This is a genomic window from Streptosporangium oxazolinicum (assembly GCF_039537505.1).
GTDB classification, from domain to species: domain Bacteria; phylum Actinomycetota; class Actinomycetes; order Streptosporangiales; family Streptosporangiaceae; genus Streptosporangium; species Streptosporangium oxazolinicum.
Genome location: NZ_BAABAQ010000003.1, coordinates 35,077 through 60,375, shown reverse-complemented (window position 1 = coordinate 60,375; position 25,299 = coordinate 35,077). Strand labels below are relative to the sequence as shown.

The window sequence follows — 25,299 nt, the reverse complement described above, 5'->3', positions numbered from 1 at the left end:
AGTCTTAAGCCGGCAGGTTGACAGCGGTCAGCCCTTCCTTGACAGCTGTTAACACGGGAGCAGCGAAGAGGGGGCCGTTAGCCGGTAGGTTTACCTCTTAGCACGCCATGCCTCACAATTCCTCGTGAACGGGAGATCTGTCGTCATGTCGCCCTACCTGCTTGGCTTGCGCCTCTCCGGGCGGCGAGTGCTCGTCGTGGGGGGAGGACGCGTCGCCCAGCGGCGGGTGCCGGCGCTGCTCGACGCGGGAGCCCTGGTCACCATCGTCTCGACGAGCGTCACGCACGCCCTCGACGACCTCATCGCCACAGGCCGCGTGACCTGGGAGGCCAGGCGTTACCAGGTCGGCGACGTCGACGGGGCCTGGCTGGTGCAGGCCTGCACGAACGACCGTACGGTGAACGCCGCGGTGGCCGCGGAGGCCGAGGCCAAGCGGATCTGGTGCGTACGCGCCGACGACAAGGACGCCTCGGCGGCCTGGACCCCGGCCAGCGGCAAGGTGGACGAGATCAGCGTGGCGATCACCGCCGGAGGCGATCCCCGCCGCGCCGCCGGGATCAGGGACGCCGTCGTCGGAGCCCTCAGGGACGGCACGGTCGACGCCAGGCGCAACCGTACCAAGCCGGTGGGCGTCGCCCTGGTCGGCGGCGGACCCGGCGACCCCGGCCTGATCACGGTCCGCGGGCGGCAGCTGCTGGCCCAGGCCGACGTGGTCGTCGCCGACCGCCTCGCCCCGCAGGCCCTGCTCGACGAGCTCTCCCCGGACGTCGAGCTGATCGACGCCGCGAAGATCCCCTACGGCCGCTACATGGCCCAGGAGAGGATCAACGAGCTGCTGATCGAGCACGCCAGGCAGGGCAAGTTCGTGGTCCGGCTCAAGGGAGGCGACCCGTTCGTCTTCGGCCGAGGCGGCGAGGAGATGCTCGCCTGCGCCCGCGAGGGCATCCCGGTCATCGTGGTCCCCGGCATCACCAGCCCGGTCGCGGTGCCCGCCGCCGCCAACGTGCCCGTGACGCATCGCGGCGTGAGCCAGGAATTTCACGTGATCTCCGTACACGTCCCGCCGGGCGATGAGAGATCCACCGTCGACTGGCCCAACGTGGCCAGATCCGGCGGCACCCTGGTGCTTATGATGGCGGTCGAACGGATCGGAACGATCGCCGAAACGCTGATCCATGACGGACGTTCGCCGGAAACTCCCGTAATGGTGGTACAGGACGGTACTCTTCCCACCCAACGCGCTCTTTACGCCACGCTATCCACTGTGGCGGAGCGCGTGAGCGCGGCCGGGATTCGGCCACCTGCGATCGTGATCGTCGGCGATGTCGTGAAGGTCGGCCAGGAGGTCGAGATGGTTCGAGCGGAGCGAGTACCGTGAAATCGGCTTCCAACAGGCCCCCCCATTCGGGTGGTGGCCGTGACCCTCGCCTCGCCGGCACCCCCCAGGAGCCACCTGACGACACCTCGTCAGATGACTCAGATGACAAGGAATCCCCCGGCGAGCAGACGGTGACCTTCGGCGCCATCCGCGCCGACGACGACGCGGCCTCCATCCGCGCCCGCACCCGGCCCCCCGGGCCCCAGCCTCCGGTGACTCAGCCTCCCGGGACGGCCGTTCCCGGAGCGGCCACCGGCTCCGCCGTGCCCCGGGGCCGGACGCAGGGCGGCGGGATCGGTCCGGCCACGCCCTCGGGCAGGACGGCGGGCCCCGCGGGGCCGAGCCGGACAGGCTCCGCGACCCCGGCCGAGGCGAGCGATCCGGCGGCCCCGCCAGCCTCCGAGGAGGCGATGGCGGCCTTCCACGCCGCCGCTGCCGCCGCCCAGGCCAAGATCGCCGCCATCACCACCTCCCGCGACGCGGCCGCCAGGCCCGCCTCCCCGGGCACCCAGGGCGGTCGTCCGGCGAGCCCCTCACGGGGCGGCCCCGCCGCGCCGCCCGGTGCGGCCCCGGGTCAGGGCACTCCCGGCTCTCGCGGGGGCGGCCTCGGTACGGCCCCCGGCCAGGGGGCTCCCGGTTTTCGCGGGGGCGGCGCCGGTGCGATGCCGGGTCAGGAGGCTCCCGCTTCTCGCGGGGGCGGCCCCGTCGCAGGCCCTGTCGCGGCTCCCGGTCAGGGGGCTCCCGCCTCCCCGGGCGCTTCCCGTCCGGGTGTCCCCGTCCCACCTGGCGTTCCTCGCGCTCCCGGCCCCGCCACGCCTTCCCCCGGTGCTCCCGCCGCCTCCAGGGGAGGAGCTCCCGGCTCTCGCGCGGGTGGCCCCGGTACCGCTCCCGGCCATCCGGCCGCTCCCCGTGGGGGCATTCCCGGCTCGCCCGGTGCCGCCCCCGGTTCCGGTGCTCCCGCCCCCCGAGGTGTCCCGGGCTCACCGGGCGCCTCTCGTGGGGGCACCCCCGCCTCACCGGGCGCCTCTCGCGGGGACACCGCTCCGGGCGCGCTCTTCCGTCCGGGTGCTCCCGTCCCGCCGAGCGCTCCTCGCGGTCCCGCCACGCCCTCCTCCGGGGCTCCCGGCGCTTCCGCCGCTCCCCGGAGTGTGGACGTCCCCGACTCCGCTCCGGGCGCGATTTTCCGTCCGGGCGCTCCGGTCCCCCCGAGTCCCCGTACCGGTGGCCCTGCCACGCCCCCGCCCGGTGGCACCGGGAGTGAGGCGCCGGGTCTCCTTCCCCGGGAAGCTCCGGAACCCGCTGACCGAGAAGGCGTCGGCGCCTCTCGTACGGCCGCCGAGGCTCCTCCCTCCCGGCCCGGGAGCGGCGCACCCGACGGCGAGGACGAGAGGTCCCCCGCCGGAGGCGTTCCGCCCCTTCGCGCGAGCAGGATCGATGAGGAACGGGACAGGGTCGTCGTCATCCTCGACACGACCCCCGAGGGGCCGCGCGACGGCTCCGGAGACGGCGGGGCGCCCTCCGCCGACCAGGTCGTCGAGGACCACGTCGAGGTCGGGCGGTCCCTGACGGACGACGAGACCGCGGGCACCTCGCGGTCCGACGACACTTCGCGGGCCACTGCCGGGAGCGACGGCCGTGACGATCTCTCGCCCCACGACGAGGTCGAGGACGAGCCCGCCAAGGTCGGCGACACCGAGACCGATGACGCCGGGTCCGATGACAGGGCTCCGCGGGCCGTTGAGACCGGCGAAGGATCCCGGCGCGACGCCGAACCCGCCGGGACCGGTGTCGAGGCCGAGAGCGGCGGCGAGATCCGGCGCGATGCCGGTACCGCTGCCACAGGCGTCGTCGGTGAAACCGTGGGTGACGCCGAGGTCTCCGCGACCGCCGACGAGACGCGGGGCGAGGACGACGACGAGGACAAGAACGAGGACAGGAACGAAGGCGACGACGAGGCCGTTGACGACGTCCGGGACGGGACCGAAATCGGAACCGGAGTCGGAACCGCCGACGGCGACGCGGAGGCCGAGTCCATCCAAGACGAGTCCGCCCGAGACGAGTCCGCCCGAGACGAGGACGAGGAGACCCGAGACGAGGCCGGTGCGGGGGCGCCGGGCGGCCGGACGCGGGAGACCCCGCTTCCCGAGGCCGTCTCCGAGGCGCTGAGCAGCGCGCTCACCGCCGTACGCACCGGTGTCACCGACCTCAGCTTCGGCCTGGACCTTCCCGGCGCGGAGGAGGCCAGGCGGGTCCAGAGCGAGATCCTGGCCCAGCTCGACGACTACGTGATCCCTCGCGTCCACACCAGCACCGCGCCCGCGCTCGTCGTGGTCGCGGGCTCCACCGGCGCGGGCAAGTCCACGCTTCTCAACACCCTGGCCAACGCCAAGGTCAGCGCGACCGGCGTGCGCCGTCCGACGACCGGTACGCCCGTCCTGGCCTGCCACCCCGACGACCACGAGTGGTTCGCCAAGGGAGATCTGCTCGGCAGCCTCCGGCGGCTCAGCGAGCCCGACCCCGAGGCCGCCTCCGGGGGCCTCGTGCTCGTCTCCACCGAGCGCCTCCCCTCCGGCGTGGCCCTGCTCGACACCCCCGACATCGACTCGGTCGTCGAGGAGCACCACGAGATCGCCCACCGCATGCTCGACGCGGCCGATCTGTGGATCTTCGTCACCACCGCCGCCCGGTACGCCGACGCCCCGGCCTGGCGGCTGCTCCGCCTGGCCAAGGAGCGCGGGGCCCGGCTGGCCATCGTGCTCTCCCGGGTCCCGCCCAGGTCCCGAGAGGTGATCACCAAGCACTTCGTCAGGATGCTCACCGAGTACGGTCTCGGCGAGGTTGACCGGTTCGTCGTCAACGAGAGCAGGGTCACCGACGGGATGCTCCCCGACAACGAGGTGAGCGAGCTTCGTCTCTGGCTGACGGAGCTGTCGGTCGACGACCGGCGCCGCGCGCAGGCCGTACAGGCGACCCTGGACGGGGTGCTGAACAGCTTCCGCACCCGTGTCCCCGCCCTGGCCAAGCACCTGGAGATCCAGGTCGCCTTCCGGAGGGACCTCCGCGGTGACGTGGACGGCGCCTACGCGCGGGCACTGGCTGACATCGACAAGAGCACCGGCGACGGTTCGCTGCTCCGGGGTGAGGTGCTCGCCCGCTGGCAGGACTTCGCCGGGTCCGGCGACCTCATGCGTACCCTCCACCTGCGCAGGCCGAGCCGCTTCGGCGGCAAGGCGGGCCAGCAGGCGCCCGAGCGGCTCAGCGCCCTGAAGTCCGCGCTGCGGGCCGGGCTGGAGTCGGTGGTCGTCTCGGCGGCGCAGCGGGCCGCGGAGGAGGCCGCCTCGCGCTGGCTGAACCGCCCCGGCGCGCAGGAGGCCCTGGCCGAGGCGCCCGGTCTCGGCCGCGCGTCCGACGAGTTCCCGCGCAGGACCGGCCGGACCATCGCGGCCTGGCAGGAGCACATCATCGAGCTGATCCGCACCGAGGGGGTGACCAAGCGGTCGGTGGCCAGGGTGATCTCGTTCGACGTCGAGTCCCTCTCGCTGATCCTCACCATCGGGCTGCTCGGTTACGGCTCCTCGGACGCGCAGAACGGCACCGGGGCATTACCGCAACGGCTGGTGCACGCGCTGCTCGGCGCGGAGTCGCTGCGCAACATCGGCGTGAAGGCCCGGAGCGATCTCCGAGCCCGGATCGGCCTGCTCTTCGACGACGAGATGGCGCGTTACGCCCAGGCTCTCGACGGTGCGGGCGTACCTGACGAATCCGCCGCCACCCGCCTTTACCAGGCAACGTACAACCTTGAGGTCGCCCGATGAGCGTTGGCACCACCCAGTCAGGCCAGGGTCTCGGCAGCCGGCTCGCCGCGCTGGCCCGGATCGTGGAACTGGGGCCGGGCAGGGTCGAGCCCAAGCTCCTCACCGAGTCGGGGCAACTGCTGCTGCGCGCCGGTGACCGGCTCAAGCTCTCCTCCGACCACACCGTGGTCGCGCTCGCGGGGGGTACGGGCAGCGGCAAGTCGACGCTCTTCAACTCGATCTCCGGCCTGGAACTGTCGCCGACGGGGGTACGCCGCCCGACCACGGCCCGTACGCACGCCTGCGTCTGGGGCCTGGACGGCGCGGGCCCGCTGCTCGACTGGCTGCAGATCCAGTGGCGGCACCGCTTCGCGCGGGCCAGTGCCCTGGACCGGGGCGAGGGCCAGTTGCACGGGCTGATCCTGCTCGACCTGCCCGACCACGACTCCATCCGGGCACTGACCGACACCGAGGCCGACCGGCTGATCCAGGTCGCCGACCTCGTCGTGTGGGTGCTCGACCCGCAGAAGTACGCCGACGCCTCCACGCACCGGCGCTACGTGACCGACCTGGCCGGGCACGAGGCGGTGACGATCTTCGTGCTCAACCAGGCGGACCGGCTCGACCAGGAGGAGCTGGCCGAGTGCGTCGCGGACCTGGACGACCTGCTCCGCCGCGAAGGGGTCGAGCACCCCGTGATCGTCACCACCTCGGCGATCACGGGCAGGGGCGTCGACGACCTCAAGGCCGTCCTCGCCGAGACCGTTTCCCAGCGCAGGGCCGCGACCCAGCGGCTGGAGGCCGACCTCGGCCGGCTGACGCTCCGCCTCGCGAAGGTCATGCCCGCCGACAACGCCTCCGTCCCGCCCTCCTCCATCGACGACGCCCGTAGGATCGGTCTCACCGACGCCCTCTGCGACGCGGTCGGCGTCCCCGCGGTCGGTGAGGCGCTGGAGAACGTGTACGCCGCGAGGTCCGGTGAGTGGGTCGGCTGGCCCTACACCCGCTGGGCCGCCAAGCTCCGCCCCGACCCGCTGAACAGCCTGCGCCTGGGAAACCTGCGGGACGAGATCCACGGCCTGACCGGCGGCTCGGTCAGCGCGCAGCCCGCCGAGGTGGACACCGCCGTCCAGGCGCTCGCCGACGGCCTGACCTCGGGCATGCACGAGGCGTGGCAGAACGGGATCAGGGACGCCGCGCGTTCCCGCTCCTCGCAGCTGCCCGAGGTGCTCTCCGAGGAGTTGTCGGAGGTCGCGCCGCGCCTGGACAGGGTTCCGGGCTGGTGGCGGTTGCTTCTGGTCTGGCAGTACCTTCTGGTCCTGCTCTTCGTCGCGGGCCTGGCCTGGGTCGGTACGGCTCTCACCTACGGCGTGTTCGGCTCGGGGAATCCGCCGGAGGGGCTGGAGGTGTTCGGTGACGCGGCCTCGCTGCCGTGGGTCGGATTGATGATCTTCTCTGTCCTGGGGCTCGGGTTGCTCACCGCGACGGCGAGCCGCAACTTCGTCGTGCTCGGCGCGGGCAACGAGCGTGACGCGCTGGAGCGCGAGATGCGTCGCAGGGTCGCCGGGGTCGCCGAGAGCATGGTGATCGAGCCGGTGGAGCGGGAGCTGACCCGTTATAACGAGTTCTACACCGCCATGCGGGGCCTGCGGAGCTAAGGACTGCCGGTTCTTCGTCAGCGTTCGTCTTGGGGTGTCCGGGAACGTCGGCCCGATCCCTCTTCGCCCTCTTGTCCTTGCCTTCTTGTCACCTGTCTCTTGTCTCTATGGCTCTCTACGGCGGAGTGGAACCGGTGCGGGCCGCTCCGGGGTGGTGAGGCCGGGGTTATCCACAGAACGTGATTCGGTAATCCGTGCGGGGGGTGGGCCGGGCCATCGTGTCTTTCATGCCGCCGGCACTCGGCCGGCTCTCATGGGAGGCACGATGAACGACATGTATGGCAGGGGAGCAAAAACCCCAGTTATATAGGGGCTTTGGTGATCCAAAGGTCAGCACAACGTCAGCACGCCGCCGCGCTTTCCACGTGGGGGCTGATGCTGGCGCGGTAGCTGGCTTCCATCGCTTCCGTGGCTCGATCCCACGCCTCTTCGACCATGTGGCCGTAGATGCGGTAGGTGATTTTGATGTCGGCATGTCCCAACCAGCGGGACAGGTCGGTGATGGGTACACCCTGGGCAAGTTGCAGGGAGACGAAGGCATGACGTAGCCCGTGAGGGGTGAAGCCTTCGGGCAGCCCCGCCGCCTCGACAGCGACCTTGAACGCCCTCTGGTAGGTGCTGGAGTTGATGTATGGGCTCTTGCGCCCCCGAAACAGGAGGCCGTCACCGCTGACGCCGTGGGCGGCGATGTGGGCTGTGATGGCTACCTTGACGAATGGTGGCAACGGCATGTCTCGGTAGTCGCCCTCTTCCCGGTGCTTGAGAGGGGCGAGACTGTGCCTCTGGGTGACTTGCTGGGTGATTCTGAGCCTGCGGCCTCCGAACATGATGCAGTTCTCATCAACGGCGCGGGCCTCCCCGATCCGTAGCCCGCACCCGGCCATCAGCCAGATCGTCAGTGCCCAATCGTCGGGCATCGCTTCCGCAAGCCTCCTGATCTGATCCCAGGACGGCACCACGAAGTCTCTGCTCTGCCCGATGGAGGGCAGTTCGATATCAACACAGGGGGACTCACCCAGTGCCTTGTCTTTCACGGCCTCGTTGAGGATCGCGTTGACGACCATGAACGCGCCGTGGACCGTGTTGGGGGAGTAACCCGCCTTGCGCAGGGCCGAGATCAGTTTTTTGATGTGCTGGCGTGTGATGGCATTGAGCTTCAGGTGGCCAAGATCCGGGTTGAGCTGATGAGTCAGCCTTGATCTATAGAGTCGGGCACTGCTGTCGGCCAGGCCGACACGACCAGTGAGCCATGTCTCGGCGTAGTCGGTGAACAGTATGGCCCCGGCCTTGGGGTCCGCCACGCGGCGCAGGTGGCTGACCTTGTCGCCCTTGATGTCCAGGACCAGCTTCTCGGCGTCGCGCCTCATGTCGTGGGGGAAGGACTGCTCTTTCTGGGGGGTGTCCCGGCCTCCGAGTCGGTAGCGGACGGTCCAGGAGTGTTCGCATCTGCCCCACACCCGTTCGGCGGCCTTGCGGTCTTCGGGCTTGCGGAGGTCGAGCTTGCGGGCGGCCTTGGTGTCGGCGCACTCGCATTTCTTGATCAGGTTTGCCACGTACGTGTCTTTCTTGTTTGTGCTGGTAGAGGGATTTAGGGGCGGTTTTGGGCCGCTTTGGCGGCGTCCATGAGCGCCCGTTCGGCCTTGGGGGTGAGGATGCCTTCGGCGACGCCATGCGTGGCTGTGGTGAGCATGCCGTGTTCTTCGCGGGCGAGGCGGAGCCAGTTCTCCACGGTCTTGCGGTCTGCGCCGATCTGCTGGGTGAGCCAGGCCACGGGGCTGTCTTCCTTGGCGATCAGGGCGCTGGTGTAAGCGAAGGCGACTGTGGCGTAGAAGATCGGGGGTCGTCCGGCTCTGCCGGGGCGTGGCTGGTCGGTGACCATGCGCTTGATCTGTGAGGCGGCGCTCGCGCCGCTTTCCCTGGCCTCCTTCTTAGCGAGTGTGGCGGCGGCGGTCTGCGTGGTCATTCGCTCGGACTTGATGATTTCGCCGAGTGGGATGGCTCGCAGGACGCCAGGGGTGATGCCCTTGGCGATCTCTTCGGGGTCGCCCTCGGGGTGGGGAATGATGACCATCTGCGCGGGGCCGACCTTCTTACTTCTGCCATCCCATGTGCACAGGACGGACCAGGAGCCGACGCGGATGGCGTGGTGGTGGCCCTTGATGGCGATCCGTGGGGGTGGTGGCTGGTTGCTCATGGGGTCACCGTAACAGAAATATAGGGAGTTTCGAAACAGATGTTGCGATCTCCCGATATTTAGTGCAGTCTTACTCCTGCCTGCCTAGGGATTCGGCCAGGTCGAGAGGTTTGATCTTTCGCGGTTCGGCAGCGGATGACGGCTCACCATGTACACATGCGGGCATGCGCTCACGCGTGTGCACGCAGGCGGGAGGGAGAAGAAGAGCGGTTGAGCAGTGGCGGCAGTAACCGGCTGATGTCGGTTGAGGACGTGGCCGACTACTTGGGCGTGCCCAAGAGCACGGTCTACGACCAGTGGAAGACCTGGGGCCTTCCGGCTTACCGGGTCGGCAGGAACCTCAGGTTCAGGGAGCGCAACGTGGAGTCCTGGCTTGAGCGCCAAGCCCTCTAGCTCAAGCCGACAACTCAATGAGATCGCCTGTCGCTGCGAGATGCAGCACAGAAACAAGTCCACAAGATCTGGCAGTGAAGATCTCGAAGTGGCGGCAGTTGCCAGACTTATATAAGTTTGGTAGCTTTCAAATAGCGCACCATCACCGACCGGCCCGAAAGGCTGGAAAGTAGAGTGGGAACGCGCACGGAAATTGACAGCATTAACGTGGGCACCGTCGCCAGAAGAACGGTCCGGGATCAGTAGCTAAGCTCGTAAGGCGAACCGCTGAAATCTCGTGAGGGGAACCGAAGGAAAGAAAGACGGCCATCACCGGCCGCGCCCCAGTCATCGCATGACCGCAAAGGTTCTGTGAATCTAAACCGAAAACCGTGGGCCTACATATGCAGGCAGTACTGGCTCTGGGTTGGAACCTGACACGTGGATTCGATAGCTTTCAAGCGTGCGACCTGTTGTCCGTGCGTTTGGCCAGCTATCGAGCGGTTACATCACAAATGAATGCAATGCCCACACTTAATAAAAGGGATATCCTTCCAAATGTTAGTCATGCGTGCTGAAGACGTATGTGTCCTCTTCTACTACCACCGCATACAGCCATAAAGCTCAGCATAAGGAGCAGTTCGATGACCTGACCATGAGCATCACATAAGGGAACGAAATGCCGGAAACTAAAATTGATCCGCTGAAGCTTCGGCAGATGGTAGAGGCGAACAAGCCCTATGCCGAGATTGCGGAATACTTTCACATGACCGTCGGTGGTGTGCAGCAGGCCGTCGAACGGCTCGGACTGACGAAGCAGAGATATCTGAGGCATGACAAGGCCATTCCTTGGAAGCTCGCTAGAGAGCACAGCCAGAGTGGCCCGGCGAACTCATTGCGCCGTCTGAGCCGAATCGCGCAGGGGCAAGAGATACCCCTTACGAAAAAGCACACGGCCCTTCGCTGGGCGAACCGCTTAATCGAAGCGAACAAGGACATCGACTACAGCAAGGAAAAAGGATTCTTCGAGAAGGATGCCGACCCAGACAACTGGCACGTCAGGCAAGTCCTTGCCGACGCGGAACAGGCTCTCGAACAATAGCCAAGCCCCCTCCAGGGGATCAGCGGCCCCACATCGCTGGGGCCGCTTTTTTCACCCCTACATGCATAAGATTGGCAGCTCTAAATGCTCGGACCCGACAACCTCAACGACCTCCAAGCCCCCGAAACCGTGTGGCGGCGCACCGGCCTGGTGGTGGGACTTGCCAGAGGCGATCAAGGTGTGTACTACGAAATCGTCGTAGACATCGACGTTCCCCACACCATCGCCGACATCATCGCCGGTCTCCGACTTCTGCCTCAGGATGCCCTGATCAGAGACGCCTTCAACTATCCGGACGGCATCTGCGTGAATTTCTGGAAAGACGCGGCCTGACCCATGCCCACATATATGAGTTGGGCAGCATCCAATTGGTAAGGCGCACCTCGGTATCCCGGCTCACCAGTATCGCCCGTTGCGGCACGGCATTCGAGCTGGAGCGTGTAATGCGCCTACCGGCCCTCCCGGCCGGATGGCTTATGCAAGGGACGGCCATCCACGTGGCGGCCGACGCCTGGGAGCAGTCCGGGCGCACCATGCCGATCGGAGATGCCCAGGAGGTCTTCCGCACCACCTGGCGCGAGGAGATGGAGAAGGCCGACCAGACAGCCTTCGAACGCAGTCGCTGGCTCGTAGGCGGCAGGAAGAAGGTCCAGAACGACCTCGTGGACCGCTACGACAGTGGCCAGGAGCAGATAGCGACCTACATCGAATACAACCTTGCAGACACCACCCTGGCCCCGTATGTCATGCCTGACGGCTCGATCGCATCCGAGATCGGCTTCGAGGTCGAGTTCCGTGGTGTGAACGTGCGCGGCTACATCGACGTCCTGATGCAGGACACCACCACGGGCGAGGTCCTCGTCCGAGACATCAAGAGCGGCACCAAGGTACCCGCCGTACCGTTCCAGCTCATCGTCTACCGCCTAGCCGTGCTCCAAGTGCTCGGCCTGGACGTGACGTGGGGTCAGTTCTTCATGACCCGCGACGGCAAACCCACCATGCCGATCGACCTGACCACCCTCGACGAGGCGTGGATTGAGACGTGGTTCAAGCGCCAGGTGCAGATCGAGGAGCAGGGCCTGTTCCTACCTGACCCCGGCGAAAACTGCCGCACCTGCGGCGTCAAACCTCACTGCCCCGCCCTGAAATAGGAGAACGACAATGACCACGCTAGAGATCATCGACAACCAGCAGCAGCGCGCTGCCCTCTCCCACCGGGTTGATGTGCTCGACAAGGTGAAGGGCCTGGCAACCCTGCCAGGGAAGAGCTTCGCGACCACCGAACAGGTGGCCGGGTATTACGAAGTGCCCCGCGAGGCCATCGCATCCATGGTCAAGCGCCACAGAGAAGAGTTCACGAGTAACGGCTACCGGGTCTTCGAGGGCACGCAGCTCAAGGCACTCAGAGAGGGATTGAGGTTCGAATCGAACCTCAATACCGGCTGGCGTCGCAACGTCGCGGTGTGGGACCGCAGGGCGGTGCTCAACCTGGGCATGCTGCTGCGGGACTCGCCGGTCGCTCAGGCGGTGCGCTCATACCTCCTCCAAGCGGAGGAGTCCACCCGCGACGTTCACATGAACGCCCCCACTTCGGAGAGCGTACTCGTGGCCGCCATCGTGCCTGCCCTGAACGGCATCGCCCAGGCGCTGGCCGACTTCAACGCCAGGCTCGACAAGCTGGAGGCCGCGACACCTACGTTCATGCCGGAACAGGCTGCTCCCGCCGCGCTGCGAGGTGCGAGGCCAGAGGGACGCCGCACGCCTACGGCTTCGGAGGTCGCAGCGGAACTGGACATCCCAGAGGTCCACAACGGCATGCGCCTCTACACCGGCTTTGGCAAGGACGGCATGCCCTACGCCGCCTACGGCTTCGGCAGGCTTCGAGAGTGGGTGCCCCGCTCGCAGGTGCTCTGGGCGTACCGCGCACTGCGGGCGACGACCACCTGATGCTGCTGCTGTCTCACGCCAAAAGGAAGGCCAAGGACGCGGGCACACCGATCCCCACCGTGTGGAAGTCGCTGGCCGAGGCCACCGCCCACGTGCGCCGCTCTCAGGTCGTGATGGTGGCCGCCGCGCCGGGAGTCGGCAAGTCCGCCTTCACCCTCAACCTCGCGATCCGCTCCGGGTGCAGGGGCATCTACATGAGCGCCGACAGCGACGAGGTCACCCAGGCCATCCGCGCCGCCGCGATCCTCACCGGGGATCGGGTGGCCGAGATCGAGGCCGCCTACAAGGCGGACAGGGGCCAGCGCTACGACAAGGCATTGGCCGAGTTCACGAGGATCTGGTTCGACTTCGACGCAGCCCCCAGCCTCACTCAAATCGAAGAAGAGGTGTACGCCTACGCCTACATGTACGGCAGGTGGCCAGAGCTACTCGTCCTAGACAACCTCGCCAACGTCTTCGATGAGTCCGGGGCAGAGGGGTTCGTCGGCCTAGAACAGACGATGTCGTTCCTGGTGGACCTGGCCCGCCAGACCGAGGCCGCGGTGGTCGTCCTGCACCACGTGGTGGGTGATGCCGAGTCCGGAGACCAGCCGCTCAAGCTCAAGGACATCAGGGGCAAAATCTCGAAGCTCCAAACCCTCGTGCTTGGGCTGGCATACACCGACACCTTCACTGCGTTCGGCCGCGCGCTGGGCGTGTACGTGCTCAAGAACCGATCCGGCCGGGCTTCCGCCGCCGGAGACCTGATGGTCGAGCTGAACGCTGACCTGGACCGGATGAGCATCACCGACATGGAGGACCGACCCGGGGGCGGAGTGCCGGCCGATGTATGGGAGACCGAGGCCGAGGTCGAGGGAATCTTCGAGCGCGAGTTCCATGAAGCGATGTGAGCGGTGCGGGCTGAACCGCCAGGAGCGCTTTTACTCAGGCCCTCGGGGGCGCATCTGCACCACCTGCCAGAAGAGGTCCCGTAGCGAAGCCCACCATCGACGCAGGGTCGGCAAGATCTACGGCCTGGATATCGGAGAGTACGACGCACTCTTTCTCGCCCAAAACGGCGCGTGCGCCATCTGCGAGGGCACCCGTAAGCAACGCCTGAGCGTGGATCACGACCACCGAGACGGAGTCGTGCGCGGACTGCTGTGCCGCATGTGTAACGGACGGTTGCTGACCGCCGCCCGCGACCGGCCGGAGGTTCTGCGCGCTGCTGCTGAATACCTGGAACGCCCACCCGCGATTGATGTCATCGGGTACCGCTACGCCGCGCCCGAGGCCAACAACGGACGACAGAGGAGAAAACGATGAAGCACTACACCTCCAAGATCCCCACCGACCTTCGCCGCCCGCGACCTGTCGACGAGAGGCCCGGCAACCCAGAGATCATGCTCGCCCTCCAGAGGGCCCTTTCCGCACGCTCTTATACATGAGTTTGGCAGCTATGGAACTCCCGATCACACCCCTGCTGGAGTACTTCGGCGCCAGCGTCCCCCACGTGGAGGCAGGAGGGCGGTGGCGCAGCATGCGCTGCCCGTTTCCACGATGACTCCCACGCATCCGCCAGCGTCCGCTACGAGGCGTTCCGGTGCCAGGCGTGCCCTGCGTTCGGCAACGCCTACACCCTGCTACGGAGAGTCGAACTGAATGAAGGCGACAGTAGTCCCCAGCGCATCCTCCAGGAGGTTTATGGAGCTGACCTCCAGGGTGTATCACGACCAGCTCGACGACGAGGCTTTGGCCTACCTGATGGGCCCGGACCGGCTCCTGAGCGAGGAGTCCATCGCAAGCCACCGGCTAGGCGTCGTCCGTTCTCCTGAACCCGGACACGAACACGTCCGAGGCCACCTGGCCATCCCCTACCTCACGCCGGACGGCGAGTGCGTAGCGCTTCGCTTTCGGCGGCTCGGTGGCGGCGATGGTCCCAAGTACCGCTCGCTCGCTGGCGATATACCTCGCCTGTACGGCACTGAGGCGCTCCAACGGGGCAGCAGGAACATCTGCATGTCCGAAGGCGAGTTCGACCGGATCATCGTCAACCAGTGCGGCCTGCCCTGCGTGGGCGTACCCGGCGCGAATTCCTGGGAGCCGATCTGGAGACGGTTGCTCGTGCAGTTCGACTCTGTTTTCTTCCTGCACGATGACGACGACCCCGGCCGCGAGCTGGTAGCCAAGGTCGCCAACTCTGGACTCGACAACGTCAGGCCGATCCCGATGACCGGGGGAGACGTTACTTCTTACTTCTCGGCCCATGGCAGAAGTGGGATACGGGCCAAGATCGGCGTCTGACCCCCTTTTTTCCACTCATACATAAGATTGGCAGCTCGTGACCAGCGAAGAACTCGCGCAAGAAATCATGTCGGCCGTCATCGCCGTCCAGGATCGCATCCTGACTGTCGGCCGCGCCCAGTACGAGGAAGGCGCCAACCAGAAATTCGAGCGCCAAAGCCTCCAGGAGATCGTCCAGTACGCCCTCGAAGAGGTTGAGGACGGCATCGCCTACAACGTGATGCTGAGGTACAAGCTCACCCGCCTCAAGGCCGCGCTTGACCTCGCCTTCCCCGGCTCCACCGCCCAGGCCCTCGCGCCTACGCCGCCCGCTGTGCCCGGCCCCACCTACCGCTCCGCTCACGACCTCCTTGTGGGGCCGTGATGCTGCCCGAGTACATCGAGCAGGCGGCCGAGGACATCAAGCTCGCCTTCCGCGAGCTGAAGACATGCGGTTTCACCGACGACGAGGCCCTCCAGCTGACCTCCGTCGTCCTCCTCCACGCTGAGCGAAGGGGCGGCAAATGAATCTGACCGGCGAGTGGGAAGTCGACCCCGAGGAACTGGCGGGCCTGTTCGAAGCCAAGGGCTGGTGCTACCACGTCGAAGAGGGCCTGATCATCCCCAGTGCCGAGACCATCAAGGCCATGCTCGCCCGGCTGATACGCCAATGCCTCACCACCGGCCGCGACCAGGCCCAGGGCGCACGATTCCTGGTCTGGAAGGACCCCGAGCTGCCTAACTCCTACGACCTGTGGCTTCACCTCGGCTACGTCTGGGACGACGACGCCCTGACCGACGAGGAACGAGAGATCCTCAGCGCCGGGGACGCCGAGGACGCCGAGTGAACCTCCAGATGCGAGCCCGCTACGCGGCGCTCCGACGACACAAGAGACGCCAGCAAAGCGGCCTGTGGTGCGAGCCCGGCTGCGCCTTCCACAACGCCGTGAAGCTCACCGCCGAGCGCGTCTGGGACAAATCCACCGGCGTGTGGACGTGGATGTACTGCAACAACGTCGATCAAATCGTCAAGGAGGGCCTGTGGGACTGACCAAGCGGATCGTTGTCATCTCCGACATCCAGTACCCGTACCACGACAAGCGTGCGCTCAAGAATGTCATCAACTTCATCGGGGACTACCAGCCTGATCAGGTCATACAGATCGGAGACTTCCTCGACCTGCCCACCCCTTCCCGCTGGTCCCAGGGAACCCGCGAGGAGTACCGGCAGGTGGTGGTCGAGCACACAGACGGCTTCAAGCGCGAAGTCCTGACGCCCCTGCGAGCCCGATACGGGGGGCCAACGGATGTCCTTATCGGAAACCACGATGAGCGAGGAATGCTCTACCTGGCGGCGAAGGCCCCCGCGCTGGCCGAGTACACCGAGATGTTCCACCCCGCGAAACTGTGTGACTTCGACGGCTTCGGGATCAACGTCATGCCCCCGTTCACCAAGATCGGACCGGACACCGTTGCCATCCACGGCCACGAGATCAAGGGCATGTCTCAGATCGCCGGCACGACGGCCTACAACCACGCCGCTAAGGCCGGGATCAACATCGTGATGGGACACACTCACAGGTTGGGCGTCCGCCGCCACACCTCCCAGTGGTTTGGCGGCAAGGCCATCCGCAGGTGGGGATTCGAGGTAGGGAACCTCATGGACGTCCGCAAAACCCAGTACCTCGGAGCTGGAGCGGTCGCAAACTGGCAGCAGGGCTTCGGCATCCTCTACGTCGGCAAGTACGACGTCAGCCCGTACCCCGTGGACATCTTCGCCGATGGCTCCTTCGTGGTCGAAGGCGAGCGCTACGGCGCTCTCAAACGCACCCCCAGCGGCAAGTTCAAGGCCGCGTCATGACCCATGCCCTCATACATAAGATTGGCAGCGGCAGGATGCTGAACGACGAGCAGGCAGAGCTGCTCATGCTGGCCGCCGCAGCAGTCGGCCGGAAGTACGCACGCCAGTACCCGGCCCTGGACGCTGATGACATCGCTCACGAGGTCATCGCCCAGGCCCTCACCGAGTGGAAGCACATCTCGGCCAAGCTGGACCACGCGGCCGACTACAACCGCTCCGAGTACAACGTGCTGCTTTTTCTTCTTTCTGAGCGGGCCAGCGTGTACTGCGGCCGACAGCACTACGCCTACATGATGAACACCGCCACAGTGGTCTACACGCCCCGCGAGGTCCGCGCCCTGCTGCGCGAGTTCTACTACAACCCCGACGCCTGGGTGACTCCCGGCAAGGACGCCAACCATGGCGTCGCGGTGGAGGCCCGGAGTATCTGGGCCAACCTCGCCGACATCAACAAGGCGCTGGAGCGGGTCAGCGACAAGGCCGCCGACACCATCCTCGCCGCTTATGGCCCCGAGGACCTCGGCCTGCCAGAGCCCGACAAGCGCCGCCTCAGCGAGGCCATCGCGCAGCTCACCCGCGAGATGAACCGCCATATGAACAAGTCGATCGTCCACCACGAGGGGCCGGGCGCCCGCCGCGCCCTGCCCAATGAGGACGCTATCTACATCACGCGCAAACAGGGGAATTGAGCCTGGCCAATTCCACCTTCGGCCCGACCCGCTGACGACCCCGCATACATGAGATTGGCAGTTATATGAGCGCTTACGACGCCGACCCCTGGGCCTCCGAGGCACCGGCCGCGGACCCGTGGGTCGCCGCAGCACCCACCCCCACGCTTCCCGCCGACGAGGCGCAGAACAACATCCCCCCGAGCAGCACCCCTACCCCGAGCAAGGAGCGCACCATCACCGCGAACAACAGCACCGAGGCCAAGGGTGTCACGACCACCATCAAGTACGGCGCGGGATACGACGCCCCGTGGACGGTCTTCCACTCCGCCAGCGTGGAGGAGGCCCTTAACACCCTCAACACCGAGGCCAAGGCGCTGCTGGAACTGACCGCCAAGGTCGCCAAGTACGCCAAGGGTCTCGACTCCGGCGCAGTGGCCCGCCCCGCCGCCGCGAGCGGTGGTGGCCAGGCTCACCAGCAGACATCCACCCCGCCCGGCCAGCAGGGCAAGAGTTGCGCACACGGCGAGATGACCTACCGCACTGGCACCAGCGGCAACACCTCCTGGGCCGGGCACTTTTGCTCGCTGCCGAAGGGCGACCCCGACCAGTGCAAGCCGATCTTCGTCAAGCAGCGCTAATGCCTGACCCACGAGACGTGCTTCTGGTGTTCCTGACGATCTGGGTCGTCACATTCATCCTCCTCTTGCACTTCAGCATGCCCTAATACAGGAGTTTGGCAGTGCGGACCCACGAGATGCGGCTCGCGGGCCGCACGATCACTGGCAACGTCGTAGAGACCGAAGCCGACCTCGCGCCGTTCGCGGAGTGGGCGTCACGCAACACCGAGTTTGGCTACGACTCGGAGACCACGAGCCTGGCCGTCTACAAGCCCGGCTTCCGGATTCGCACCGCCCAGTTCAGCGCGGGAGACCAGTCCTGGTATCTCCCCGTTGAGCGGCACCCCCGAATCCAGTGGTACGCCGCGACGACGCTTCGCCACGCCAAACGGCTCTACATCCACAACGCGTCCTTCGACCTCCAGGTGGCGGATCGCCACCTGGGGGTTCCCCTCGGGGAGTTGTTCCCCAAAACCATCGACACTGGGATCATCAGCCGCCTGGTCGACTCCCGCGCCCGCAAGGAAGGCGGCCCCGGACACAGCTTGGAGGAGCTGACCGAGGTCTACGTTGACCCGGTGGCTGCCAAGGACATCAAGGGCAGCGTTGGCCAGCAGTGCAAGGACCTCAAGGTCACCAAGGAGCAGTACTTCGAGTCGGTCTCGCTCGATGACGAGATCTACCAGCTGTACTCGCTGATGGACCCGGTTTTGTCCTGGGTCCTGGCCAAGACGCTCTCGCCGAAGATCCCCTCCTCAGCCCAACACCTCGTTGGCTATGAGCACGAGATCGCCCGCATCTGCTCCGACATCTCCAAGCGCGGCTACCTGCTGGACCGGGCCTACACCACCGAGCTGGCTACCCGCCTCCGACAGGAGGAGGAGTACTGGCTGATGGAGATCGAGCGCGAGGTTGAGAAGCTCGGCTTCATCGACGCCGAGACCTTCAACCCCGGCTCGACCGACCAGGTCTTCGAAGCCCTCGTCTACATGGGGCACACGGAGTTCCTCCAGACCTCCACGGGCAAGCCGCAGGTGAACGATGACCTCCTGGAGCACCTGGCCGAAGGCGGCATGTACTTCGCTAAGGCGATCAAGGAGTACAAGAAGGCCGGCAAATGGGCCGGAACCTGGCCCGAAAGCTTCCTCGACAACGCGGATGAGGACGGCCGCTGCCACGCCAACATCAACACGCTCCAGGCCCGCACAGGCCGCATGTCCATCACGGGCATCCCGGCCCAGACCCTCCCGTCCTCGGACTGGATGATCCGCCGCTGCTTCCTCGCCGACGAGGAAGAAGTCTCCGGGTCGATCGACTACCAGGGCCAAGAGCTGCGCATGGCCGCCGCGCTCAGCGGCGACGAGCGTATGCACCGGGCCTTCGCCAACAACGAGGACCTGCACCAGATCACCGCCGACGCCGCAGGCGTCACCCGTGGCGTAGGCAAGATGGCGAACTTTTTGGTTTGTTTCGGAGGGGGCTGGAAGGCCCTCGTGGAGCAGGGAAAGGTCACCGAGGCCGTAGCCCGACAGACCATCGCCGGGTTCAACAAGGCGTACCCCGGCGTCGCCAAGCTGGCCAAACAGATGACCCGCGAAGCGGGCAAGGCGGGCTACATCACCACGATCACGGGCCGCCGCCTGCACGTGGACTCCGACCGCGCCTACAGCGCGATCAACTACGCCATCCAGTCCGCGTCCCGCGACGTGACGGCCCGAGGGCTGATCAAGTGCGACAGGGCCGGACTTACTTCTTACTTACGCCTGCCCGTCCATGACGAGGTCGTAGCCAGCCTGCCGCGCAAGCAGGCCAAGGAGCTAGCTCTGTCGATCGGCGAATGCCTCCGCACACAGATCCGAGGCATCGACTTCACCACCGACGTGGCAATCGGAAAGCGGAGTTGGGGCTCACTTCCCGACTACGGCGCTGACTACTAGGAGAACCACTTGCACGTCGATCTCATCGCTTCAACCCACTTCAACAGCGTTCTGTTCGAGGAGACCACCGGGCTCTCCTCGGACCCCTGGGCCACCTCCGCCGACCAGCTCGCCGAGGCCGCCACCGAACTGCACCGTCAGCTCAGCGACGTCCTCACCGACGTGATGTGGGAAGGCGTCGACCGCTCGGAGATCCCCTTCTGATGGAACTCCACGTGGCCAAGACGTTCAACGGAGCCCTCCTGCTCGACGTGCGAGAGCTGTCCTTCCTCCCGCTCCAAGACGTTTCGCTCGAAAGCCACTGGCCAGGCCAGAGCAACCTGCACGCCGAAATCGAACTCACCAAGCTCACCGTCACCGAACTGGAGAAACCCATGGCTGAATACCCGCAGTACCGCCCGAACAACTACGGCTCGCTGCTGAAGGACACCGACCTGCTCGATGCCGTCTACAGGTTGCTCCAGCTCGACGAGACGGTTACCCAGCTCCGTAAGGAGAATGAGGTCCTGCGCGCCGAGCTGGCCCACAAGAAGGCGATCGACAACGGTCTGAAGCCGCGGATCGAGAACCGCATAGTCAAGGCCAGGAAGCTCCTCGACCGGCTCACCAAGGCCAACGACTACACGGCGATGGCCGTGGTCTCCGTCCGCCTGCGCGAGCTGGAGAGCCTCCTGTGAAGATCGAAGACGCCATCTTCCTGTTCATCTCCATCGCCTGCATCATCATCGGCGTCGTCCTCATGGGCCTGGTCGTCTTCCTGTGAGGGTCCGCATCGCCACCCCACAGGGGGAGTAGCACCTCTGAGAGACGCCCCCGGCCTCCGGGCCGGGGGCCTTTTTCAGGTTTCCGCCCCCATCGGGGGGTCGAGGTTGGCCTTGCAGTGAGGGCAGCGGAACGGCTCCAAGATGTCCTTCACCAGCTCGGGCTGGTGGGTCAGGAGCCAGTCGTAGATCTGGAACAGGAAGTACAAGGACAGGTTGACCTTGTGTGCCATCTCCCGGTACGCCCTGGCCGCCATCGACCGCCCCCGCAGCGCGGACAGGACGCTCTCCGTACTGCGTATATCGCTCAGCAGCTTGGCGTAGGCCCGCAACTCTCTCCGGGCCTCGTCACCTACCGGATTAGGAGTGATCTCGCACATACCGCATTCCTCCTAGACGTCGGATGGTGCGATGGGGGCAACTTCGGGTCATTGGAGGGTATTTCATTCACAAACTATCGGACGTCGAGAATGCTCGAAAAATGTAAAGAGACCATCAATGAAGATCTCCGACAACTTCGAGTGGACTTCGAAAAACCCTCTCGGAACGCGGTTTCCCGACCCATGGAGATCTCCAGCCCTTGTGACCAACTCCACAGCCATCAGCGCAACCGATCGCCCCCGCTGCGGCGGGGGTGAGGTTGGTAAGATCCTCCCTCAACCAAACTCGGGCCCCGGCCCGACTTCTTTCTTCTTCATCAGGCCCACCGGAGGGGATGCATGGCTACCAAGGTCATCATCGTGTGCGACTGGCACGAAACCGATGCTGCGGCCACGCATCACAACGAGTGGACCAACCTCAAGGGCGAGCGCAAGCAGAACGACCTCTGTGACGACCATCAGCTGACTTTCACCAAGGCGTGGGACACCGTCGAGAGCAACTCCAGTCTCGTCACGGAGCCAGTTCCGGCCCCCAAGACAAGGCGCAGAAGGACCCCGAAGGAGACCCCCTCCGACGCCGCCCTCGCGCGGGCCTGGGCGAGGGGCCGGAACATGGAGGTCAGCCAAACCGGGAAGGTGGGCTACCAGGTCGAACAGGCGTGGAAGAAGGCCGGAAAGCCAAACGTACTGGAAAACCCTGGATCTACCAAAGTTTGACTTTTCCTTTACTCACTGTGACCGGTACGAGACCGGAAACTGGTGGGTGCAATGGTAAAAATTTCAACATGTCAGGCACTCCTCCCTCGCTGGCATCACAGGCCGCCACTCGTCACGGCCCAGCAGATGCACTTCACCCCACAGGTGATCTCGAAGTTCTCACGCACACCCCCACAGGAGTGCATGTCCTGCGACAGGAATACGTAGATGGCTACATCTACGAATACATGATCCCTGCCGGGGTCGCCCTCGACCCCGAGGATTCCCATTTCGCGATCCCTTTCTTCAAGGGACGAATCCTTCGGACCTTTATTGAAGGAAATTTCAACTACCTCAGTGTGTGGGCACCCAAGACGGAATCACACATCTACGACTTCGCCCTTGAAGAGGTCGCCGCCTCACTGCCCGAGGCCGACTACACCTCCACGCCCGACGTTACGCCCGAGGTCCTGCACCAGAGCAACCAATGCACGGTCAGGCGCCTGAGATTCCCCACCGGTTGGCTCTACATCGTCGGAGTCCAGCTCGGCTTCCCCTGGCCAAGCTTCTACCTGATCCCGTGCCTTGCGCACACGCGCGGCGCTCCCCTCGTCGCGGTCGACCGGGTTGGTGCGGGCATCGACGTCAAGTTCTGGGTTGCGGACAACAACCCCTACGGCCCCGAAAACTGACCCAGATTCCGCGGTTCTCACCGGCAGTTTCCGGGTTGCTGGCCGTCGCCTCACCGCGGCCCCACAAACACCCCGTTCACGGCCCCAGAAGGGCCCTCTGAGCGGGGATTTTGTCTTTTTGAGCCCCTTGCCAATCTGCCGTTTTAGGCCCCGAGAGTGGCGTACAGAACGATCCCAGACTTGTACTTGCTCGGAGGAGGCAGACCCTCCGGGCTCGTGAGAAGGATGATCTTAGGTATCCCCCCACCCCTTGATCACTCTCCTCTCTTGATCCATCCGTGCCCCGGCACGGTGAGAGAGAAGTAAGAGTGAAGATCACAGGCTTCTTTACTTCTTTCTACGCAGTGCCTCATACCTCACCTTTGATCCCTCATCTCCCTTGCTCGCTTCACTCGCTTGCCTGCCCTCTGCCTGCCTCACTGTGAGCGCGCTTGCTTGGCCCTGTGTGCCAACCCCCTGCCCTGTGTGTGGGCAAGCGCGTCCGTGCTGATGGTGCTCTCTGTGCATGGTGCTGTCCGTGCCGCACGGCAAGGGGGAACACGGGGAGGAAGGGAGCAGCGGGGGAGTAGGAGGGGGCCGTCTTGTGGGGACGGCCTTGTGAGGGGAAGTGTCCGAGGGCGAGCCCGAGAAGGCTCTTTCGGGGTGACCTGGGCCACATTCAGGGGGCCTTGAGAGTCTTCTAGCTGCCCTTTGATGGGCAATCTCAAGATTCTTTAGGGGGAGTCCGCCGAGTGTGTTTCCCCAGCTCAGAGCCTATTTATTAGTTGGGCAGCACCATGTATTAGTTGGGCAGTAAGAGTGAAGAGTGTTGACACTGCCCAACTTATGCATCAATGTTCTCCACATCACCACTGAGCACGACGGAAGGGAGCAGGGAGCAGGGCCGCCAAGTAGGCGGCAGGCGGGAGATCCCCGCCACCACCGCAGAACTCCGCAGAAGCGAGACGGCGGTCGGGACTCGAATCTTGAAAAATCAATAGCGGGGCTGATCTTGCGAATCAGCCATCTACGGGCTGCCTGTCGGACGTTATGAACAGGCGAATTTTGAGGTGATCGGCGATTGACGCCGAAACCGGATCATATTGATTCCGGAAAAGTCTCCGCCGATTGTTGGCCGGTCACCAGGTAACACCGCTTCGGCGGTGGTCTAAGGATCACATCATCCATGTGGTTCTCAGATCACAACTGGAGGAAAAATGCTCGACTTCTCCTATGGCGCCTATCCTCACCGCGATGGATTGGCCATGAAGGACGGTAATAGTGAGACAAAGGGCGTGACAATACGTCGGGAAGAGCGGGCCGATTCTACGGTCTGGGAAACCCATGAGGCATACATCGTCCACGGTGAGCGTGTTCGATTCATTGGTACGGCCCACGACGTGTGGGCGGCATTCGCTCAGATTGAGCAGTGGTACGCAGCTCAGGACAACTACTACCTGGGATTCGATGCGGCTTAATGGCCTTTCCGTGCCCGTATACATAAGTTTGGCAGCATTAGGAGTTGGTAGAGATGTGCAGAAGTTCGGAGATCCGTCAGCTCGGTTGCGGGTGTGTTGTGCATATACGCACAAGCCCTGTGACCGGTGAGAAATACGTAATGGGATATGCGGAGCAGTGCAGGTGTGTGACTCGGCTGTTCTCGAAACTCGCCTCTGAGGCAGACGCGAGAGACCGAGAGGCGATTACTTACGTTCTGCATTCGCACGGAATCAACGACTGAGCTTAGCAAAAGCCCCTTGCATGCCATGGCATGAGTAGCGCTTCGAATGCGACTAGGGGCACTTCCCGTATACACCAACAACCCTCATGAGGTGTGCTGTGACTATTCCGATTAAGGCCAACGCGGAGACCCGCGAGCGTTATGTGAACAACATCATCCGGGTCTGGGATTCGGCCACATGCGACCAGAGAGCGCGCGGTCAAAACTGGTATCCGACCGCTCACCAGCTCGCGGAAATGATGTCTGACGGACACGTGGCCAGGGGAGCAGGCGTTATCGCCGCGCTTTCCGCTAACAAGCGATGGGGCGAGAACATCAAGCTGGCCAATCGTGCATTCGATTCTGGCAAGGCATCCGGTCACTTCGGTGACGCATTGCGCAAGGCCGAAAGGATTATGTCTGGTGAACTGCCTGAGCAGGTTCTTCCGATGGATATCAAGACGGGTCACTTCTACCGGTGCATTCTTGACCCCACCGATCCAGATGCCATTTGCATTGACCGCCATGCCCACGACATTGCCGTGGGTGAAAGGTATGGGCAGGGGTCACGTGGATTGGGTGCGAGAGGCCGCTATGCCCTTATGGCACACGTTTACCGTGAGGCCGCACAGCGCCTGGGAGAGCTGCCGCAAGTCGTCCAGGCCGTGACCTGGGTGGTCTGGACCGAGCAGGGCAAAGGCGCATGAGCGTGGATTATAAGCGCTGCGAATGGGGCTTCTGCAACTACAAAGTGCGCTGGCACCTATCCGTCAAGTTATCTACCGGTGGAACTCGCGAGGCCGAATTCTGCACCGGACATGCTGCGGATGCCATGACACATCCCGAGTGCTCCTGGACTCGGTTCGTGCGCATCGAAGGGATCGAGGAAGAGGAATGAGCGACAGCGAAGCACTGAAAATCGTGCTCAACCGGATCAAGGACGTCGTATACAGCGACACATTCGGCGGAGTATTCGACTGCGCTACCTGCGGAGTCATGGTCTACGGAATAGACGACGGCGACTGGCTGGAATGCATAGTCGACCGCGCATTCAACCACAGGTGCAAGTTGGTCGAGATGCTCGACCAGACAGACAGGGGAGACAGGAATGCAGTGTGAATGGAATCTCAGTGTTGGATTCCCTATCGATCGATGTCCGAAAGACGCCACGAAAGAAGAAGACGACGAATGGTATTGCGATGAACACATGGAGCTGTTCATCAAGCTATTCGGATAGCCAGCGGAAGGTTGGGCCTGGGGCGCCCTAACGGGTGCCCCT

The 25,299-nt window shown here is 64.8% G+C and carries 31 protein-coding genes; 27 read left to right on the top strand and 4 right to left on the bottom strand.

The features are described 5' to 3' along the window. The first annotated feature begins 145 nt into the window (after nucleotides 1-145). Nucleotides 146-1,378: a uroporphyrinogen-III C-methyltransferase gene (cobA, locus tag ABD817_RS09945; protein WP_344917439.1), complete on the top strand. Its 1,233-nt coding sequence runs from the start codon at nucleotides 146-148 to the stop codon at nucleotides 1,376-1,378. Nucleotides 1,379-1,595: 217 nt separating this feature from the next. Here the strand turns inward: cobA and ABD817_RS09940 are convergent, their stop codons facing one another. Further along, nucleotides 1,596-1,841: a hypothetical protein gene (locus tag ABD817_RS09940; protein WP_344917437.1), complete on the bottom strand. Its 246-nt coding sequence runs from the start codon at nucleotides 1,839-1,841 to the stop codon at nucleotides 1,596-1,598. 685 nt (nucleotides 1,842-2,526) lie between these two features. On the opposite strand from ABD817_RS09940, the gene ABD817_RS09935 reads away from it, so the two are divergent. Together ABD817_RS09935 and ABD817_RS09930 are read left to right on the top strand one after the other, a co-directional pair. Next, a complete protein-coding gene (locus tag ABD817_RS09935; protein WP_344917435.1) occupies nucleotides 2,527-5,193 on the top strand; it encodes a GTPase in 2,667 nt (888 codons plus the stop codon). Then, nucleotides 5,190-6,830, top strand: coding sequence for a GTP-binding protein (locus tag ABD817_RS09930; RefSeq protein ID WP_344917433.1), 1,641 nt, complete (start codon nucleotides 5,190-5,192; stop codon nucleotides 6,828-6,830). The genes ABD817_RS09935 and ABD817_RS09930 overlap by 4 nt, the downstream gene beginning before the upstream one ends. Nucleotides 6,831-7,171: 341 nt before the next feature. On the opposite strand, the gene ABD817_RS09925 is transcribed toward ABD817_RS09930, so the two are convergent. Both ABD817_RS09925 and ABD817_RS09920 read right to left on the bottom strand, forming a co-directional pair. Further along, a complete protein-coding gene (locus ABD817_RS09925) occupies nucleotides 7,172-8,383 on the bottom strand; it encodes a tyrosine-type recombinase/integrase (RefSeq protein ID WP_344917431.1) in 1,212 nt (403 codons plus the stop codon). Between the two features lie 35 nt (nucleotides 8,384-8,418). Next, the gene (locus ABD817_RS09920; protein WP_344917429.1) at nucleotides 8,419-9,024 is read right to left on the bottom strand and encodes a hypothetical protein; all 606 of its coding nucleotides are present in this window, start codon (nucleotides 9,022-9,024) and stop codon (nucleotides 8,419-8,421) included. 237 nt (nucleotides 9,025-9,261) lie between these two features. Between ABD817_RS09920 and ABD817_RS09915 the strand changes: the two genes are divergently transcribed. The 19 genes from ABD817_RS09915 to ABD817_RS09825 all read left to right on the top strand — a co-directional run bounded on the left by ABD817_RS09915 (nucleotide 9,262) and on the right by ABD817_RS09825 (nucleotide 20,469). Further along, nucleotides 9,262-9,417, top strand: coding sequence for a helix-turn-helix domain-containing protein (locus ABD817_RS09915; protein WP_344917427.1), 156 nt, complete (start codon nucleotides 9,262-9,264; stop codon nucleotides 9,415-9,417). Nucleotides 9,418-10,075: 658 nt separating this feature from the next. Further along, the gene (locus tag ABD817_RS09910) at nucleotides 10,076-10,498 is read left to right on the top strand and encodes a hypothetical protein (RefSeq protein ID WP_344917425.1); all 423 of its coding nucleotides are present in this window, start codon (nucleotides 10,076-10,078) and stop codon (nucleotides 10,496-10,498) included. A gap of 84 nt (nucleotides 10,499-10,582) precedes the next feature. Next, on the top strand, nucleotides 10,583-10,831 hold the full coding sequence (locus tag ABD817_RS09905) for a hypothetical protein (RefSeq protein ID WP_344917423.1): 249 nt from the start codon (nucleotides 10,583-10,585) through the stop codon (nucleotides 10,829-10,831). A gap of 20 nt (nucleotides 10,832-10,851) precedes the next feature. After that, nucleotides 10,852-11,649: a PD-(D/E)XK nuclease family protein gene (locus tag ABD817_RS09900; protein ID WP_344917421.1), complete on the top strand. Its 798-nt coding sequence runs from the start codon at nucleotides 10,852-10,854 to the stop codon at nucleotides 11,647-11,649. Nucleotides 11,650-11,659: 10 nt separating this feature from the next. Continuing rightward, on the top strand, nucleotides 11,660-12,445 hold the full coding sequence (locus tag ABD817_RS09895) for a hypothetical protein (protein ID WP_344917419.1): 786 nt from the start codon (nucleotides 11,660-11,662) through the stop codon (nucleotides 12,443-12,445). Continuing rightward, on the top strand, nucleotides 12,445-13,335 hold the full coding sequence (locus ABD817_RS09890; protein WP_344917417.1) for an AAA family ATPase: 891 nt from the start codon (nucleotides 12,445-12,447) through the stop codon (nucleotides 13,333-13,335). The genes ABD817_RS09895 and ABD817_RS09890 overlap by 1 nt, the downstream gene beginning before the upstream one ends. After that, nucleotides 13,322-13,750 carry an endonuclease VII domain-containing protein gene (locus ABD817_RS09885; protein ID WP_344917415.1) on the top strand — a complete coding sequence of 143 codons (429 nt, stop codon included), beginning with the start codon at nucleotides 13,322-13,324 and terminating at the stop codon, nucleotides 13,748-13,750. The genes ABD817_RS09890 and ABD817_RS09885 overlap by 14 nt, the downstream gene beginning before the upstream one ends. Next, on the top strand, nucleotides 13,747-13,872 hold the full coding sequence (locus tag ABD817_RS09880) for a hypothetical protein (protein ID WP_344917413.1): 126 nt from the start codon (nucleotides 13,747-13,749) through the stop codon (nucleotides 13,870-13,872). The genes ABD817_RS09885 and ABD817_RS09880 overlap by 4 nt, the downstream gene beginning before the upstream one ends. A gap of 214 nt (nucleotides 13,873-14,086) precedes the next feature. After that, on the top strand, nucleotides 14,087-14,728 hold the full coding sequence (locus tag ABD817_RS09875) for a toprim domain-containing protein (RefSeq protein WP_344917411.1): 642 nt from the start codon (nucleotides 14,087-14,089) through the stop codon (nucleotides 14,726-14,728). Between the two features lie 37 nt (nucleotides 14,729-14,765). Then, a complete protein-coding gene (locus ABD817_RS09870; RefSeq protein WP_344917409.1) occupies nucleotides 14,766-15,092 on the top strand; it encodes a hypothetical protein in 327 nt (108 codons plus the stop codon). After that, nucleotides 15,092-15,235 (top strand): hypothetical protein, encoded by a 144-nt coding sequence (locus ABD817_RS09865; protein WP_344917407.1) that lies wholly within the window; start codon nucleotides 15,092-15,094, stop codon nucleotides 15,233-15,235. Before ABD817_RS09870 ends, ABD817_RS09865 begins: the two co-directional genes overlap by 1 nt. Beyond that, entirely contained in the window at nucleotides 15,232-15,555 is a 324-nt protein-coding gene (locus ABD817_RS09860) for a hypothetical protein (RefSeq protein ID WP_344917405.1), read from the top strand. The genes ABD817_RS09865 and ABD817_RS09860 overlap by 4 nt, the downstream gene beginning before the upstream one ends. Beyond that, nucleotides 15,552-15,758: a hypothetical protein gene (locus ABD817_RS09855; protein WP_344917403.1), complete on the top strand. Its 207-nt coding sequence runs from the start codon at nucleotides 15,552-15,554 to the stop codon at nucleotides 15,756-15,758. Before ABD817_RS09860 ends, ABD817_RS09855 begins: the two co-directional genes overlap by 4 nt. Next, a complete protein-coding gene (locus ABD817_RS09850) occupies nucleotides 15,749-16,567 on the top strand; it encodes a metallophosphoesterase (RefSeq protein ID WP_344917401.1) in 819 nt (272 codons plus the stop codon). The genes ABD817_RS09855 and ABD817_RS09850 overlap by 10 nt, the downstream gene beginning before the upstream one ends. Nucleotides 16,568-16,602: 35 nt before the next feature. Continuing rightward, nucleotides 16,603-17,256 carry a hypothetical protein gene (locus ABD817_RS09845; protein WP_344917399.1) on the top strand — a complete coding sequence of 218 codons (654 nt, stop codon included), beginning with the start codon at nucleotides 16,603-16,605 and terminating at the stop codon, nucleotides 17,254-17,256. 65 nt (nucleotides 17,257-17,321) lie between these two features. Next, a complete protein-coding gene (locus tag ABD817_RS09840) occupies nucleotides 17,322-17,876 on the top strand; it encodes a hypothetical protein (RefSeq protein WP_344917397.1) in 555 nt (184 codons plus the stop codon). 101 nt (nucleotides 17,877-17,977) lie between these two features. Next, a complete protein-coding gene (locus ABD817_RS09835) occupies nucleotides 17,978-19,792 on the top strand; it encodes a DNA polymerase (RefSeq protein WP_344917395.1) in 1,815 nt (604 codons plus the stop codon). A 9-nt stretch (nucleotides 19,793-19,801) separates the two neighbouring features. Continuing rightward, on the top strand, nucleotides 19,802-19,996 hold the full coding sequence (locus ABD817_RS09830; RefSeq protein WP_344917392.1) for a hypothetical protein: 195 nt from the start codon (nucleotides 19,802-19,804) through the stop codon (nucleotides 19,994-19,996). Continuing rightward, nucleotides 19,996-20,469, top strand: coding sequence for a hypothetical protein (locus tag ABD817_RS09825; protein WP_344917389.1), 474 nt, complete (start codon nucleotides 19,996-19,998; stop codon nucleotides 20,467-20,469). The genes ABD817_RS09830 and ABD817_RS09825 overlap by 1 nt, the downstream gene beginning before the upstream one ends. Nucleotides 20,470-20,630: 161 nt before the next feature. On the opposite strand, the gene ABD817_RS09820 is transcribed toward ABD817_RS09825, so the two are convergent. Beyond that, on the bottom strand, nucleotides 20,631-20,933 hold the full coding sequence (locus ABD817_RS09820; protein WP_344917387.1) for a hypothetical protein: 303 nt from the start codon (nucleotides 20,931-20,933) through the stop codon (nucleotides 20,631-20,633). A 339-nt stretch (nucleotides 20,934-21,272) separates the two neighbouring features. Between ABD817_RS09820 and ABD817_RS09815 the strand changes: the two genes are divergently transcribed. The 5 genes from ABD817_RS09815 (at nucleotide 21,273) to ABD817_RS09795 (ending at nucleotide 25,139) form a co-directional block, all read left to right on the top strand. Next, entirely contained in the window at nucleotides 21,273-21,650 is a 378-nt protein-coding gene (locus ABD817_RS09815) for a hypothetical protein (RefSeq protein WP_344917385.1), read from the top strand. A 68-nt stretch (nucleotides 21,651-21,718) separates the two neighbouring features. Further along, nucleotides 21,719-22,321, top strand: a complete 603-nt coding sequence (locus ABD817_RS09810; protein WP_344917384.1) for a hypothetical protein — start codon at nucleotides 21,719-21,721, stop codon at nucleotides 22,319-22,321. Nucleotides 22,322-23,517: 1,196 nt separating this feature from the next. Then, the gene (locus ABD817_RS09805) at nucleotides 23,518-23,778 is read left to right on the top strand and encodes a hypothetical protein (RefSeq protein ID WP_344917382.1); all 261 of its coding nucleotides are present in this window, start codon (nucleotides 23,518-23,520) and stop codon (nucleotides 23,776-23,778) included. Nucleotides 23,779-24,139: 361 nt separating this feature from the next. After that, nucleotides 24,140-24,727 (top strand): DUF7178 family protein, encoded by a 588-nt coding sequence (locus ABD817_RS09800; protein WP_344917380.1) that lies wholly within the window; start codon nucleotides 24,140-24,142, stop codon nucleotides 24,725-24,727. Between the two features lie 187 nt (nucleotides 24,728-24,914). Further along, nucleotides 24,915-25,139: a hypothetical protein gene (locus ABD817_RS09795; protein ID WP_344917378.1), complete on the top strand. Its 225-nt coding sequence runs from the start codon at nucleotides 24,915-24,917 to the stop codon at nucleotides 25,137-25,139. Nucleotides 25,140-25,299: the final 160 nt, after the last annotated feature.